The organism is Rhodococcus sp. LB1 (assembly GCF_001583455.1).
In the GTDB taxonomy this organism is placed as follows: domain Bacteria; phylum Actinomycetota; class Actinomycetes; order Mycobacteriales; family Mycobacteriaceae; genus Rhodococcus_F; species Rhodococcus_F opacus.
Genome location: NZ_LTCZ01000290.1, coordinates 1 through 14,623 on the forward strand (window position 1 = coordinate 1; position 14,623 = coordinate 14,623).

The 14,623-nt window shown below is 66.8% G+C and carries 12 protein-coding genes; 5 read left to right on the forward strand and 7 right to left on the reverse strand.

Annotated elements, in window-relative coordinates; all coding sequences use genetic code 11:
- The 5 genes from AZG88_RS29530 to AZG88_RS29550 form a co-directional block, all read right to left on the reverse strand.
- Nucleotides 1-1,362 (reverse strand): AMP-binding protein (locus AZG88_RS29530; protein WP_061699919.1); only part of this gene is annotated, 1,362 nt, incomplete at its 3' end.
- 237 nt (nucleotides 1,363-1,599) lie between these two features.
- Nucleotides 1,600-3,078 carry an aldehyde dehydrogenase gene (locus AZG88_RS29535; RefSeq protein WP_061699920.1) on the reverse strand — a complete coding sequence of 493 codons (1,479 nt, stop codon included), beginning with the start codon at nucleotides 3,076-3,078 and terminating at the stop codon, nucleotides 1,600-1,602.
- Nucleotides 3,075-3,998 carry a TauD/TfdA dioxygenase family protein gene (locus tag AZG88_RS29540; protein WP_061699921.1) on the reverse strand — a complete coding sequence of 308 codons (924 nt, stop codon included), beginning with the start codon at nucleotides 3,996-3,998 and terminating at the stop codon, nucleotides 3,075-3,077. Before AZG88_RS29540 ends, AZG88_RS29535 begins: the two co-directional genes overlap by 4 nt.
- 167 nt (nucleotides 3,999-4,165) lie before the next feature.
- The gene (locus tag AZG88_RS29545; RefSeq protein ID WP_005248572.1) at nucleotides 4,166-5,293 is read right to left on the reverse strand and encodes an NDMA-dependent alcohol dehydrogenase; all 1,128 of its coding nucleotides are present in this window, start codon (nucleotides 5,291-5,293) and stop codon (nucleotides 4,166-4,168) included.
- A gap of 54 nt (nucleotides 5,294-5,347) precedes the next feature.
- Complete coding sequence (locus AZG88_RS29550; protein ID WP_061699922.1) at nucleotides 5,348-6,640, reverse strand: MFS transporter; 1,293 nt, start codon at nucleotides 6,638-6,640, stop codon at nucleotides 5,348-5,350.
- Between the two features lie 413 nt (nucleotides 6,641-7,053).
- Here AZG88_RS29550 and AZG88_RS29555 point away from each other — a divergent pair, with 413 nt between their 5' ends.
- Nucleotides 7,054-8,136, forward strand: a complete 1,083-nt coding sequence (locus AZG88_RS29555; RefSeq protein ID WP_061699923.1) for an ABC transporter ATP-binding protein — start codon at nucleotides 7,054-7,056, stop codon at nucleotides 8,134-8,136.
- A 2-nt stretch (nucleotides 8,137-8,138) separates the two neighbouring features.
- Here AZG88_RS29555 and AZG88_RS29560 read toward each other — a convergent pair whose 3' ends face one another.
- The gene (locus tag AZG88_RS29560; RefSeq protein ID WP_005248575.1) at nucleotides 8,139-9,155 is read right to left on the reverse strand and encodes a LacI family DNA-binding transcriptional regulator; all 1,017 of its coding nucleotides are present in this window, start codon (nucleotides 9,153-9,155) and stop codon (nucleotides 8,139-8,141) included.
- 182 nt (nucleotides 9,156-9,337) lie between these two features.
- Here AZG88_RS29560 and AZG88_RS29565 point away from each other — a divergent pair, with 182 nt between their 5' ends.
- From AZG88_RS29565 to AZG88_RS29580, 4 genes are read left to right on the forward strand one after another with little or no spacing between them, the layout of a single operon-like run.
- Nucleotides 9,338-11,023, forward strand: coding sequence for a glycoside hydrolase family 13 protein (locus AZG88_RS29565; RefSeq protein ID WP_025431708.1), 1,686 nt, complete (start codon nucleotides 9,338-9,340; stop codon nucleotides 11,021-11,023).
- Nucleotides 11,020-12,285 carry an ABC transporter substrate-binding protein gene (locus AZG88_RS29570; protein WP_005248578.1) on the forward strand — a complete coding sequence of 422 codons (1,266 nt, stop codon included), beginning with the start codon at nucleotides 11,020-11,022 and terminating at the stop codon, nucleotides 12,283-12,285. The genes AZG88_RS29565 and AZG88_RS29570 overlap by 4 nt, the downstream gene beginning before the upstream one ends.
- 12 nt (nucleotides 12,286-12,297) lie before the next feature.
- Nucleotides 12,298-13,335, forward strand: a complete 1,038-nt coding sequence (locus tag AZG88_RS29575; RefSeq protein WP_005248579.1) for a carbohydrate ABC transporter permease — start codon at nucleotides 12,298-12,300, stop codon at nucleotides 13,333-13,335.
- 3 nt (nucleotides 13,336-13,338) lie between these two features.
- The gene (locus AZG88_RS29580) at nucleotides 13,339-14,226 is read left to right on the forward strand and encodes a carbohydrate ABC transporter permease (protein WP_005248580.1); all 888 of its coding nucleotides are present in this window, start codon (nucleotides 13,339-13,341) and stop codon (nucleotides 14,224-14,226) included.
- 64 nt (nucleotides 14,227-14,290) lie between these two features.
- Here AZG88_RS29580 and AZG88_RS29585 read toward each other — a convergent pair whose 3' ends face one another.
- Nucleotides 14,291-14,608 carry an SHOCT domain-containing protein gene (locus AZG88_RS29585; RefSeq protein ID WP_061040853.1) on the reverse strand — a complete coding sequence of 106 codons (318 nt, stop codon included), beginning with the start codon at nucleotides 14,606-14,608 and terminating at the stop codon, nucleotides 14,291-14,293.
- Between the last annotated feature and the right edge of the window lie 15 nt (nucleotides 14,609-14,623).

The following is a 14,623-nucleotide window of genomic DNA, read 5'->3' on the forward strand; positions in this document are numbered from 1 at the left end:
CGCGTGCACGCGCTCTCCCCACACCCTGTCGGGGACTCCGATGACCGCGCAGCTCGCGATGGCCTCGTGCCGGTGGATCACCGCCTCCACCTCGGCGCTGTACACGTTCTCGCCACCCGAGACGATCATGTCCTTGAGCCGGTCGACCAGGAAGAGGTACCCGTGCTCGTCCATGTATCCCATGTCGCCGGTGTGCATCCACCCGTCCTGCAGCGCCTTCTGCGTTTCGACCGGGTTGTTCCAGTAGCCGATCATCACATGGGCACCCCGCACGACGACCTCGCCCACCTTCCCTCGCGGCTGTTCCACGCCGTCCTTGTTCACCACGACGACCTCCGCGTGTGCGGCGGCCCGGCCGACGGACCGGAGCCGTTCGGGATGGTCGCGGTCGTGGTGGTCCTCGTCGCGCAGGATGGTGGCGACGGGACCGAGCTCGGTCATTCCGTACCCCTGGCGCAGTTTGACGTGCGGGAGGGCCGCCAGCAACCTGGTCAGCACGGCTTCGGGCATCGGAGCGGCGCCGTACCCGATGTATCGGAGACTGCCGAGTGACGCACCGGTCCGCTCGGCGTAGTCGAGCATCCAGGGGACCATCGTCGGGACGAGTGTCGTCATCGTGATCTGCTTGGCTGCGATCGTCTCGACCAGACCCTCGACCGTGAAATCACCGATGACGACATGGGTCGCACCCAGCATCGACTGCTGGATCATGCCGGCGAATGCCGCGAGGTGAAAGAGCGGCGCGATGTGCAGGCACCGTTCCGCAGCGTTGGGAAATCCGACACTGGCGAGAGCACCGAACGCGGACGTGAGGATCTGACGGGCACTGAGCATGACGCCCTTGGGCCGACCGGTCGTTCCACCCGTATACATCAGCACCGCAAGCGAATCGGGGTCGGCTCGGACATCGGACACAGGCTCGCCCGAGTCGATCAGCCTTTCGTAGTCGACCACTCCCGACGTCGGTGCGGTGCCGTCGAAGCAGATCACCGTCTCCAGAAGGGGGCAGCGATCACGGAGTTCGAGCGCCTGCGCCAGTCGCGGGGCGTCCACGAAGAGAACCGAGATGCCGGCGTCCTCGATCTGGAAGACCATCTCGTCGAGACTCCACCGGTTGTTGACCGGCGACGCGACCGCGCCGATCCACGGGCAGGCGAATGTGAACTCGACATACTGCGCGCAGTTCGTCGCGAGCATTCCGATGCGATCACCGGACCGGACCCCGAGTCCGCGGAGTCCGCCACCGATCCGCGCCACCCGCCCCTCGAGTTGGCGGAAGGTGACGTCCCCGGATTCGCCGATCACGGCAATCCCGTCGGGGTTCTGCTGGACGGACCGATGCAATCCCTGAGTCAGGTACATACTGGCTCATCCCTTTCTCGGATGCGGTGGGGACGTAGCGTCGGGAAACCACCGCGGTACGACTGTGAAGTATTTGTTCGTTCACCTGGCGGTGCGCACTGCACTACGCGGAGCGCCTCCTGAGTCAGCCGTTTGCGAGCCGACATGCGCGCGATGGCGTCTAGTTACCGAGACTAACAATATTTAGCCACATGTCAATGCTCGTTAACTAACCGAGTGGGGAGCAGTACGAGCGGACTACCGCCCGGGCAGGGCGATGGTCTTGGACTCCAGGAACGACGTGAGGCCGTCGGCGCCCATCTCCCGGCCGATGCCGGAGTGCTTGTATCCGCCGAAGGGAGCCGTCGGTTCGGTGGCGAAACCGTTGACTGTGATCGTGCCGGTGCGGATCCGTCGCGCGATGTCGATGCCGTGGTCCTGATCGGCCGTGAACACGGCGCCGGAGAGACCGAAGTCGGAGTCGTTGGCGATCCGGACCGCGTCGTCCTCCGTCTCGTAGGGAAGCAGGCACACCACCGGCCCGAAGATTTCCTCACGCGCGATCCGCATGGAGTTGTCGACGTCGCCGAACAGGGTGGGCCGGACGTAGCAGCCGCCGTCGAGGCCGTCGGGAACGCCGCCCCCGGCGAGCAGGGTGGCGCCCTCCTCCAGTCCGATGCGGAGGTAGTCGAGGTTGCGCTCCTGCTGCCGGCGCGACACCATCGGCCCCACCTGGGTGGCCGGATCCAGCGGATCTCCGACCACGAGAGCCGACACCGCGGCCGTCAGCCGCTCGGCCACTTCCTCGTAGCGAGTGCGAGGAGCCAGGACACGGGTGAGCGCGATACACGCCTGCCCACTGTTGAGAGTCCAGGAGGCGGCGGTGATCGCGGCGACCGCTGCGTCCAGATCGGCATCGGGAAGAATCAGCGCCGCAGACTTTCCACCGAGTTCGAGGGTCACCCTCGTGAGATTGCCTGCGGCCACTTCCATCACGCGCTTTCCGGCTGCCACGGAACCGGTGAACGAGACCTTGTCGATGCCGGGATGCGACACGAGGTACTCGCTGACCTCGCGGCCCGCCGGCAGCACGCTCAGCACTCCGGCCGGCAGTCCCGCCTCCTCCGCGACCTCGGCCAGCAGATTGGCGTCGAGCGGGGTCTCCGGTGACGGCTTGAGCACCACGGTGCACCCCGCAGCCAGTGCCGGTCCCAGCTTCAGGGAGGTGACGTACTCGGGAACGTTCCACGGAACCACGGCGGCAACAACGCCGACGGGTTCCCGTCGCACGAGCACAGGATTCTTCAGACCCTCGCGGCGTTCCTCGAACGGAAAGCTGCGGGCGATCTGCGCCGCAACGGCATACATGGCGGCCGGTGCCGCCGCCTGCGCGGCCAGACTCCAGCGGATCGGCGAGCCGTTCTGCCGGGTGATCAGCCGCGCCATGTCGGGGACCCGCGCTTTCAGTCCTTCGCTCAGGCGCATCAGGACCGACAACCGCTCCTCGAGGGGAAGTCGCGGCCACGCACCATGATCGAAGGCCTCCCGGGCGGCAGCGACCGCCGCGTCGACATCGGCGCGGCTCGCATGCGGCACCCGCCCCACCGGTTCGCCGTCGTGCGGATTCACCACCTCGATGATGTCGGAACTGGCCGGTGTCACCCACCGTCCTCCGATGAAGAGTTCCGTGTATTCGACAAAGTCGCAGTCGATTCCCGCAGTCTTCGGCGCGCTCATCGGGTCACCCCGACCGGGCGGTCGCCGACGATGGAGATGCGTTCCATCACGCGCCGCGCCGGGTGGTAGTCGCTCGACGCGTAGTGCTGGCAGGTCCGGTTGTCCCAGAAGGCGATGGTGTTCGGACGCCACCGCAACCGAACCTGGAATTCGGGCCGCGAGATGTGCCGGTACAGGCGCGCCAGAAGCTCGTCCGACTCGGTGGGCGAGACGTCCAGAATGTGTTGGGTGAAGGCGATGTTCACGAACAGGACACGGCGACCGGTCTCGGGAATCACCCGGACGACGGGATGCTGCACGGCGGGCAGGTGCGATCGCAACGCCTCGACGGCGTCCTCCGGCATGCCCTTCCCGAACGTGTGGATCCAGTCGTGTTCGGCAACGAGGTGATCGATGCGGTCGCGGAGATCCTCGGGCAACGTGTCGTACGCCGCGCCGGTGTCTGCCCACAGCGTGTCACCACCGACCGGCGGAACCTCGACGGCACGCAGCACCGCGGCCAGCGACGGCTGGGCGTCCCAGGTGACGTCGTTGTGCCAATTGTTCTCGGTACCCACGTTCGCCATGTCCTTGGCGAACGTCGTGACGTCCACGTCGGTCTGGCCCGGCTGCACGTATTTGAAGAATGGGTGCTGTTCGAGATCGCCCCAGCGCGAGGCGAACCCGCGGTGGTCGGCCCGCGAGATGTCCTGGTCGCGGAAGAACAGCACCTTCCAGTCGAGCAGGGCCTTCCCGATCTCCGCCATCGTCTGTTCGTCGAGATCACCGCCGAGCCGGACGCCGCCGATCTCGGCGCCGATGGTCGGGGCGACCGGGTTCACGGTGATCCGCTCGTACCCCGACGTGTCGTGGGGCGGATGGGCAACCAACGGTCCGAACGGCGACAGCGTCGGCGCCGTGCTCGAGTACATGGTCTGCATGTATCTACTCCTTCGAGGGTGTGGCGAGAAACGAATTCGGGATGCGTCGGACGGCTCCAGGCGGGTGGTTCATCGGCGGGGAACCGGTTTCCACCCCGACTAGTGGTCCGAGTCACAAGCGCAACTTTAAGGACGGATCCTTAAAGTGTCAATGCCGGACTTCACGCTCAGTAGTCCGCGTCCGAGAATTCGATGACACCGCGCAGGTTCTTGCCGGACAGCATGTCGTCGTAGCCCTGATTGATGTCCTCGAGGCGGTACGTCCGGGTCACGAGTTCGTCCAGCTTCAGCGATCCGCTCCGGTACAGGTTCAACAGCTTCGGAACCTGCGTCCGTGGACTGGCGCCGCCGAAGATCGTTCCCTGAATGCGCTTTTCGAGCATCGACAGCATTCCCAGGTCGATGCTCGTCTTGCCGGCGTCGGTGGGGCCGACGGCCGTGACGACCACCGTGCCGCCCTTCGCCGTCAGGTCGAGTGCCGGCTGGATCATCTCGCCGTCCATGACACCGACGGTGAGCACCGTGACCTGGGACATCTGCCCCCACGTCAGGTCGCGGATCCGGTCGGCCGCCTCGGCCATCGACGAGAACGCGTGTGTTGCTCCGAATGCGAGAGCCTGTTCGCGCTTGAATTCGACCGGGTCGATGGCGATGACGAACCGTGCACCCGAATGTGCGGCGCCCTGGACGGCATTGATCCCGATGCCACCGCAGCCGACGACCACGACCGTGTCGCCCACGCGGCTACCACCGGCTTCCGTCGCCGAACCCCATCCCGTGCACACTCCGCATCCCAGCAACGCGGCCCGGTTCAGAGGGATGTCCTTCTCGATCTTGATCACCGCCGCACTGTTGACGGTGACGTAGGGGGCGAAGGCGCCCACCAATGCCATCGCGTACACGGGGCTACCGCCGGACGTCGTCCGGAAGGAACCGTCCGCGATCGCGCGACCGGTCCCGATCGCCGCGCCCTTGTCGCACAGGTGTTGCATCCCCCGAGCACACGGCCCGCAGATACCGCACGCCGGCGTGAAGGCGAGAACGACGTGATCGCCCTCCTCCACGGTCGTCACGCCCGGCCCGACCTTCGTCACCACACCGGAACCCTCGTGACCGCCGAGCATCGGGAAGAACGGCGGAGTACGGTCGCCGCTCCGGTAGTGGTGATCCGAATGGCACAGCCCGGACGCAGCGATACGTACCTGCACCTCCCCCGCAATCGGATCGCCGAGATCGAATTCCTCGATCTCCCAATCCCGTCCGGCTCCGCGCAGGATCGCGCCCTTCGTCTTCATACGAATCTCTTCTCGCTGGTGGATGAATGATGAAACCGACCGACCTGGCCCGCGTCACCGGGAGTTGGTGGCCGAGTCCCGGTCAGGGTTGATCAGCAGGATGCTGATGATCGCGCCGACGACCATGACGCCGCCGAGGATCAGGAACCCGTCGCGATAGCCGGCGGCCGGAGTCGCGGCCGAGGTCACGATGCTCCCGAGGACGAGCGGCGAGATGACACCGGCGCTGCTGTAGACGGCGACGATGAAACCGAGCACCGCGCCGCGCTGCCGGGCGGCGACGACGTCGGAGACCGCCGTCAAGGTGATACCCGCCGCCGCGCCGGCCAGCGAGGCACCGAAGATGATGAAGACGAGGTTGAGCAGCCCGCGGTCGAGCAGGGCGAATCCGACGGTGCTCACGCCCGCACTCGCCAGCATCAGCGAGGGCAGCACGCCGCGCGACATCCGGTTGGCGACACCCCGCTTGGTCATCATCCGCGACGCGACGCCCGCAGCAACAACCAGGATCGCGGTCGCCGCATAGGGTAGAGCGACCAGCGTCCCGGCGGTTTCCTTGTCGTAGCCGAGTCCGTTGTGCAGGTACAGCGGCAGCCAGCTGATCTTGATGGCACTGCTGCAGTACGTCGCGAACATCAGGACCGCCACACCCAGCACGGTGCGGTTCCGAAGGATGCTCGACCAGGACATACGTGCCTCGCCGACTGCCTCGTCGACGGTGCGCGCGTCGAGGACCCCGCCTTCACGCCCGAACTGCAGCCACAGCGGCACCCACACGAGTCCGGCAACCACCAGCACCGCGAAGGCCGCGTGCCACGACTGATTGACGATGACCATGGTCAGCACCGGGGCCGCGATCACCGGACCGAGTCCGGCACCGGCGACGATGACCGAAGTGGGGATCGTGCGGCGATCCGCGCTGAACCATGTGTGTGCCACCGCGACCGCCATCGCAGTCGCCGGGCCTTCCGCGAATCCGAGCATCATCCGGGACGCGATGAGCACCTCGTAGCTCTCACTCCACACCATCGGCAGGAGGCTGAGCACCCACAGCACCGCGGTCCCGGCCAGCAGGTACTTCGCCTTCACCCGGCCGATGAGAAAGCTGCCGAGGATCGACCCGGCCGCGAAGCACCAGAAGAAGCTGCTCTGAATGATCCCGAACTGCTGCGCGTCGATGTCCATGTCACGCATGAGGTCGGCGCCGGCCAGTCCGACGACGATCTTGTCCGCGTAGTTGACGATCAAGAATCCGCACAGGAGGGCGACGACGATCCACGCCTGTCGCGACGACACCCTCCTGCCTGTCCTCGTGCCGATTGCCTGACCCAGTTCGTCGACGCTCATCGAACCTCCTCCATTGCGCCACCGAGTTGTGGCAGAACTGCCGGGGCGCGCGAACTCTGCCGCCGTCGACTGAGAGGAGTAAATCAACAATCGTTAACTGTGGCAAGAGTCACATCGAACATTCCCCGGTATTGCCTGCATTTGTTGCGCACTTCGATGCTGCTTGCGCGATACGGGAGTGTTCAATCGTTCACTATCCAATCCGTCGAGGCCACCCACCGCTGGACGGAGGGGACGCTCGTTCGATCTGACGCAACGGGCGTCCCGTTCGTCCGGAGCGCCGTCGAGGGCGGATCCCCAAGTGGACAAGCACTGTGATCTAAGCCATAGTTCTCACCCGTCGGCACAAGCCGGCGCGCCCCTGACACTCGGATCGTCCGGCACGTTCCTGCCGGTGGAGGGATTCATTTCTCATGGCAACAATCACCTATGACCGCGCGACCAGGCTCTTTCCCGGCTCGGACGTCCCGGCGGTCGATCAACTCGACCTGCACATCGAGGACGGCGAATTCCTCGTCCTCGTCGGCCCGTCCGGCTGCGGAAAATCCACGTCGCTGCGGATGCTCGCCGGACTCGAGGACGTCGACGGCGGCCAGATCCTGATCGGCGGCCGCGACGTCACGCACGCCGAACCCAAGGACCGCGACATCGCGATGGTCTTCCAGAACTACGCGCTCTACCCGCACATGACCGTCGCCGAGAACATGGGCTTCGCCCTCAAACTCGCCGGAACCGACAAGACCGAGATCCGCAAGCGCGTCGGGGAGGCCGCCGACATGCTCGACCTCGGCGACTACCTGGACCGCAAACCGAAGGCCCTCTCCGGCGGCCAGCGGCAGCGGGTGGCGATGGGCCGCGCCATCGTCCGGCAACCCCAGGTGTTCCTGATGGACGAACCGCTGTCGAACCTCGACGCGAAGCTGCGGGTGCAGACCCGCACCCAGATCGCCCAGTTGCAGCGCCGCCTCGGCACCACCACCGTCTACGTCACCCACGACCAGGTCGAGGCCATGACGATGGGCGACCGGGTCGCCGTCCTCAAGGGCGGGGTGCTGCAGCAGTGTGCGTCCCCGCGCGAGCTCTACCGCCGGCCCGCGAACGTCTTCGTCGCCGGATTCATGGGGTCACCGTCGATGAACCTGTTCACCGTGCCCGTCACCGACGGCGGGGTGCAGATCGGCGACCAGCTGGTCCCCGTCCCCCGCGACGTCCTGACCGCGGCAGGCGGGCGTGAGGTGATCTTCGGGATCCGGCCCGAGCACGTCGAGATCGCCGACTCCGGCGGCCTGAAGCTCGAGATCGACGTCGTCGAGGAACTCGGCTCCGAGGCGTTCGTGTTCGGCCGCACCACCGTGAGCGGGCGGACCGAGAACCTGGTCGCGCGGGTCGACTGGCGCAACCCGCCCGAGAAAGGCCAGGTCGTGCACGTCCGCGTCGACGAGGCCCACGCGCACCTCTTCGCCACCGACGCGGCGGGCGTACGTCTGGTGCGCTGACGTCAGAGTTCCGGAGGACGGGCGGTCGAGCCCCTGACCACCAGGTGAGTCGGGAGCACGACCGCCCGTTCGGCCGGTTCCCGGCCGCTGAGCAGTTCCACGACCGCCCGGCCGGCCGCCGCCCCCTGCTCTCCGACCGGCTGCCGGACCGTGGTCAGGTCGGCCAGCTCGGCCGTCGGGTGATCGTCGATCCCGATCACCGACATCCCCGCCGGAACGGGAATCCCCGCACGTCGCAGCGTGCGCAATGCTCCGACGGCGACCTCGTCGGAATGACAGAACACCGCGGTGGGTACCTCGGCACGGCTGAGCAGCAGTTCCATGCCGCGCTCGCCGCCCTCGATTCCCCAGGGAACGGTGACGGTGCAGTCGTCGTCGAGTCCGGCGTCGGCGAGGGCGGCATGGAATCCTGCCACCCGGGCGATGTCGCCCTCCCAGTACTGGCCTTCCGGGTCCACGGTGCGGATCATGCCGATCCGGGTGTGGCCGATCCTGATCAGGTGCCCGACAGCCTGGCGCGCGGCCAGTTCGTCGTCGATCCGGACGGACGGGAACTCGCCGGCGTGCGCGCCGATGACGACCACGGTCACATCCATCTCCTCGAGCCGCGCCCGCTCCGGCCCGGTCAGAGGAAACGCCACGGCGATGACGGCATCGACCTTGCGGCGCAAGGGAAGCCGTTCGAAGAACGATTCGCGCTGGGACGACTCCTCGAGGCAGTACAGCAGCACGTCCAGATCCGCGGCGCGGAGTTCGTGTTCGATGCCGGCGAGAATCCGCGAATAGAACCAGGCGTCGATCCACGGCACCACGACAGCTACCCGCCCGGTCGCGCCCCCCGACAGCTTCGACGCCTCGGGTGAGATGACGTACGCCAACTCGTCCGCGGCCCTCTGGATTCGCAGTCGCGTCGCTTCGGAGACACCCCGCTCACCGCGCAACGCACGCGAGACGGTGGCGATCGAGACTCCGGTGCGGCGCGCGACGTCGGCCATGTTGACGGACTGCTTGGGGATCACGTCCCCACAGTAAGCGAACAACGCAAATATTTGCGCAAATACCTCACGGAATCCATGGCGCTGTAGTGCGCAAAAGAAATCATCCTGCTCGAGTTGACAGCTACCTGTGACGTGCCTCACGCTATCTACGCAAACGTTTACGCATCACATTCCCCCATCCCATCCCCCACCGAGGAGATTCGATGACCCAGTCCGTGGAGTCGACCGCAACCACCGTCGCGAGCCGGCACCCAGAAGCCTGGTGGAAGACAGCCGTCGTCTACCAGGTCTACATCCGCAGCTTCGCCGACGGGAACGGCGACGGCGTCGGCGACCTCACCGGCTTGCGATCCAAGCTGCCCTACCTCGCCGACCTCGGTGTCGACGCGGTGTGGATCAATCCCTGGTACCCGTCGCCGATGGAGGACGCCGGCTACGACGTGGCCGACTTCCGTGACATCGAGCCGTCGTACGGCACTCTCGCGGAGGGTGAGGCGTTCATCGCCGAGGCCCATGAGCTGGGCATTCGCGTGATTCTCGACATCGTGCCCAACCACACGTCCAGTGCCCATCGCTGGTTCGAGGCCGCCCTGCGCGACGAGCCGGGCGCCCGCGACCGGTACATCTTCCGGCCGGGTCGCGGCCCGGCCGGTGACCAGCCGCCCAACGACTGGCAGAGCGCATTCGGTGGTCCCGCGTGGAGCCGCCTGGACACCGGTGAGTGGTACCTGCGCCTGTTCGCTCAAGGCCAGCCCGACCTCAACTGGGAGCACCCCGAGGTCCGCGCGGAGTTCGAGGACATCCTGCGCTTCTGGTTCGACAAGGGCGTCGACGGCTTCCGCATCGACGTCGCCCACGGCCTGGCCAAGGATCCCGCACTGCCCGACGCCGGTGAGCGCCTTCCCGGTTCGCAGCACACCGACCCGCATCCCGCGTGGGACCAGGACGCCGTCCACGAGGTGTACCGGGGCTGGCGGGCCGTCGCCAACGCCTACGCCGACCGCGTCTTCGTCGCCGAGGCGTGGGTGCCCGGCAACGATCGCCTGGCCCGCTACCTGCGCCCCGACGAACTCCACACGGCGTTTCAGTTCGACTTCCTGCGCGCCCCTTGGCGTTCCGCCAGCATTCGCGCCGTGATCGACGACGCGCTCGAGCAGGCAGCCACCGTCGGCGCTCCCGCAACGTGGGTGCTGTCCAATCACGACGTGCCGCGCACCGTCACCCGCTACTCCCGCTCACAGCCCGACCATCTCGTCGAAACCGACTGGGAGCGCGCCCGCTGGGCACTCGAGGAACCCGATCACGAACTCGGCCGTCGTCGCGCGCGTGCCGCCGCGCTGCTGCAGTTGGCGTTGCCCGGCACCGCGTACATCTACCAGGGCGAGGAACTCGGACTGGAAGAGGTCGAGGACCTGCCCGACGACGTCCGCCAGGATCCGACATGGTTCCAGACCGCCGGCGCCGACTGCGGTCGTGACGGCTGCCGGGTTCCGATTCCGTGGTCGAACGACGAAGTGCCGTACGGCTTCTCCCCGTTCGACGCGGAGGAGGACACCTGGCTCCCGCAGCCCGGGCACTGGGCCCCGCACACCGCGGAAGCGCAGGCCGGCCACCCCGAGTCGTTCCTCACGCTGTACCGCGAGGCGCTGGAACTGCGACGCGACTTCTTCGACACCCCGCACGCAGTCGAGTGGCTCGACACTCCCCCGGGCGTGCTCGCGTTCGCACGCGGCGCGGTGCAGTGCTGGGTGAACACCGGCCCCGAACCGGTCGCACTTCCCGAAGGACTGACCGTCGTGCTCGGTTCGGTCGCCGGCATCACCGGCGGAGTTCTCCCGTCCGACGCTGCCGTGTGGCTGTCGGAACCGGGCGCGGGTGAATCACGATGAAGCGCGTCGCCGCCTGCGCGGTGGCCGTCGGCGTCCTGTTCGCGGCGACATCCTGCGCCGATCAGGGCATCGACGCCGCCGCGCAGGCGGAGAAGGAGAACCTCGACGGCCGCGGGCCCATCACCTACGTGCAGGGCAAGGACAACTCGAACGTCATCCGGCCTCTGATCGACGAATGGAACGCCACCCACCCCGGTGAAGAGGTGACGTTCAAGGAGCAGTCCGACCAGGCCGACCAGCAGCACGAGGACCTGGTGCAGCACTTCCAGTCCCGGGACTCCGGATACGATGTCGCCGTCGTCGACGTCGTGTGGACGGCCGAATTCGCGGCCCGCGGATGGCTGCAACCGCTCGAGGGCCCGATGGCGATCGACACGTCCGGACTGCTTCCGGCGACGGTCGCGGGCGCCACGTACGGTGACGTCCTCTACGCGGCGCCGCAGACCAGTGACGGCGCCCTGCTCTACTACCGCACCGACCTGATGGATCATCCGCCCGCCACCTGGGACGAGCTCATCGGCGCGTGCGGGACGGCGCAGCACGCCGGAATCGGCTGCTACGCCGGACAGTACGCCAAGTACGAGGGGCTGACCGTCAACGCGTCCGAGGCCATCAACACGGCGGGTGGGTCGATCCTCGGCCCGGACGGCGTGACCCCGACGATGAACACCCCGGAAGCCAAGGCGGGGCTGCAATCGCTCGTCGACGCCTACCGTTCGGGTGCGATCCCCCGCGAGTCCGTCACATTCCAGGAAGAACAGGCACGGCAGGCATTCCAGAGCGGCGAGCTGCTGTTCATGCGCAACTGGCCGTATGCGTACAGCCTCATGGACGGACAGGGCAGTTCCGCGGTGTCGGGCAAGTTCGGGGTGGCGCCGCTGCCGGGGAAGAGCGGACCCGGTCACTCGACTCTCGGCGGGCACAGCGCCGCGGTCAACGTGTACTCCGAGCACAAGGCCACCGCCTCGGACTTCCTGAAGTTCTTCCTGGAGAAGAAGTCGCAGGCGTTCTTCCTCTCGCAGGGATCGCTCGCCCCCGTCCGCGCCGACGTCTACGACGACCCGGAACTGGTCGAGCAGTACCCATACCTCCCCACGTTGAAGACGTCCATCGAGAACGCCGTGACCCGGCCGGTCACCCCGTTCTATCCCGCGGTCACCCGGGCCGTGCAGAACAACGCCTACGCCGCGATCAAAGGCGAGAAGACGGTGGACCAGGCCGCCGCCGACATCCAGTCCGCGATCGCCGCGGCCGGGTCCTAGAGGAGACAGCCGATGACCGTTCACGAACTCTCACTCGAGAAGACGCCCGCTCCCCCACACGGGGACGGCACGAGGTCCGGCGAACCGGATTCCGCGCGACCGCCGAAGGGACGCAGCAAGGCGGCGATGTTCCTGATCCTGCCGACCATGATCCTGCTGGGCATCGTCGTTCTGTACCCGGTGGTCAGCGCCATGGTGATGTCGCTGTTCAAGGACCCGACGATCGATCCCGCCACCGGCAAGTTCGTCGACCAGGGTTTCGCGGGACTGTCGAACTACACGCACTGGCTGTTCCAGCGGTGCACCGACACGACCGGAGCATCCGTGTCCTGCCCGGGCGGCACGCTGGGATCGCTGTTCTGGCAGTCGGTGTGGGTCACCGTGTTCTTCACCGTCGTCACGGTCGCCATCGAGGTGGCGCTGGGACTGTGGTTCGCCACCATCATGAACCGGGCCTTCCGCGGTCGAGCACTGCTGCGCACCAGCATCCTCGTGGCGTGGGCCATCCCGACCGCCGTCACCGCGAAGCTGTGGTACTTCGTCTTCGCGTACGACGGCATCGCCAACAAGTTGCTCGGCACGGAGATCCTGTGGACCGGTGACACGTGGCCTGCCCGGTTCGCCGTCGTGATCGCCGACGCATGGAAGACGACACCGTTCGTGGCGTTGCTGATCCTCGCCGGACTGCAGATGGTGCCCGCCGAGGTGTACGAGGCGGCGCGGATGGACGGCGCCAATGTGTGGCAGCGGTTCCGGTCGATCACGTTGCCGCTCATCAAGCCGGCCATTCTGGTGGCGGTCCTCTTCCGGGTGCTCGACGTCCTGCGGATCTACGACCTCCCGGCGATCCTCACCGGCGGCGGTGGCGGCGACGGCACGGCCACCACCACCCTGTCGATCCTGGTGATCGACCAGATGCGCCAGGGTTTCAACAGCGCGTCCGCCCTCTCCACGATCACGTTCCTGTTCATCTTCGCCGTCGCCTACGTACTGGTGAAGGTGATGGGCGTCAACGTGATCGACACCCAAGAGCAGCAGCGAAAGGCCTGATCCATGTCCACAGCAGTCGTCACACCGGGGATGTCCCGGCCCGCGGTGGTACGCCGGCGCCGGGGACCGTCGCTCGCATCCATCCGCACCTACCTCGGCCTGGCGGTGATCGTCGTCTGGGGTCTGGCCCCCGTCTACTGGATGGTGGTCACCGCCTTCCGCCACTCCGACTACACGTTCGACACCACCCCGTGGCCCACGCACGTCACGCTGGAGAATTTCGCGAGCGTGTTCTCGACGGAGGCGGGCAACCACTTCGCCAGGGCGCTCGTCAACAGCACGATCATCGGCGCCGTCACCACCGCGATCGGCCTGATCGTCGGCATCGGCACCGCGTACGCACTGGCGCGACTGCAGTTCCGGGGAAAGCACGTCGTCCTCGGACTCATCCTGGCGGCGTCGATGTTCCCGGGTGTCGCCGTCCTGACGCCCCTGTTCCAGCTGTTCACGTCGATGGGCTGGTTCGGCACGTACCAGGCATTGATCATCCCGAACATCTCGTTCGTGCTGCCCCTCACCATTTACACCCTCACGGCGTTCTTCAAGGAGTTGCCGTGGGAACTCGAGGAGGCGGCCCGGATCGACGGGGCCAGCAGGCGGCAGGCGTTCCGAATGGTGTTGCTGCCCTTGGCCGCACCGGGACTGTTCACCACCGCGATCCTCGCGTTCATCGCGTCGTGGAACGAGTACCTGATCTCCAGTCAGCTGTCCAACGACGTGACGCAGCCGGCCACCGTCGCCATCGCTCAGTTCGCGGGAAGCAAGCCGCACGAGGAGCCGTTCACGTCGGTGATGGCAGCGGGAACGGTCGTGACCATTCCGCTCGTCATCATCGTGCTGCTGTTGCAGCGCCGCATCGTGTCCGGCCTGACCGCCGGTGGCGTCAAGTAATGCGGCTCCGCCGCCCGTGAGTACTTGTTAACCGCCCGCGGTTGACAAGTACTCACGGGTGGTCCTACGTGGCCAGGATCTTCGCCTTCTCGGCGCTGAATTCTTCCTCGGTGAGCACACCTTGCGCTCTGAGTTCTCCGAGATCCTTCAGCGCGGCGATCCGGTCGACGCTCCCTCCACCCGCGGAGGGAGTGGGGGCGGCCTGCGGCGGGGGTGCCTGGGAGTAGGCCGGGGCCTCGTTCTGCGGTGCTTGCGGCTGCTGCTGCGGTTGCTCTTTCGCCGCCCACCGCTGGCCCTGACGTCGAGACACTCGATTCGACACGGACGTCGCGGTTCCGGCGATGACGGCGGTGCGGGCGATCCCGCGGAGAAGTCCAGGCATGGTGTTGTCCTCGGT

Coding starts and splice junctions, on each gene's coding strand:
- AZG88_RS29535 (WP_061699920.1), bottom strand. CDS start 3,078: ATGAGCGCGCCGAAGACTGCGGGAATCGACTGCGACTTTGTCGAATAC.
- AZG88_RS29540 (WP_061699921.1), bottom strand. CDS start 3,998: ATGCAGACCATGTACTCGAGCACGGCGCCGACGCTGTCGCCGTTCGGA.
- AZG88_RS29545 (WP_005248572.1), bottom strand. CDS start 5,293: ATGAAGACGAAGGGCGCGATCCTGCGCGGAGCCGGACGGGATTGGGAG.
- AZG88_RS29550 (WP_061699922.1), bottom strand. CDS start 6,640: ATGAGCGTCGACGAACTGGGTCAGGCAATCGGCACGAGGACAGGCAGG.
- AZG88_RS29555 (WP_061699923.1), top strand. CDS start 7,054: ATGGCAACAATCACCTATGACCGCGCGACCAGGCTCTTTCCCGGCTCG.
- AZG88_RS29565 (WP_025431708.1), top strand. CDS start 9,338: ATGACCCAGTCCGTGGAGTCGACCGCAACCACCGTCGCGAGCCGGCAC.
- AZG88_RS29570 (WP_005248578.1), top strand. CDS start 11,020: ATGAAGCGCGTCGCCGCCTGCGCGGTGGCCGTCGGCGTCCTGTTCGCG.
- AZG88_RS29575 (WP_005248579.1), top strand. CDS start 12,298: ATGACCGTTCACGAACTCTCACTCGAGAAGACGCCCGCTCCCCCACAC.
- AZG88_RS29580 (WP_005248580.1), top strand. CDS start 13,339: ATGTCCACAGCAGTCGTCACACCGGGGATGTCCCGGCCCGCGGTGGTA.
- AZG88_RS29585 (WP_061040853.1), bottom strand. CDS start 14,608: ATGCCTGGACTTCTCCGCGGGATCGCCCGCACCGCCGTCATCGCCGGA.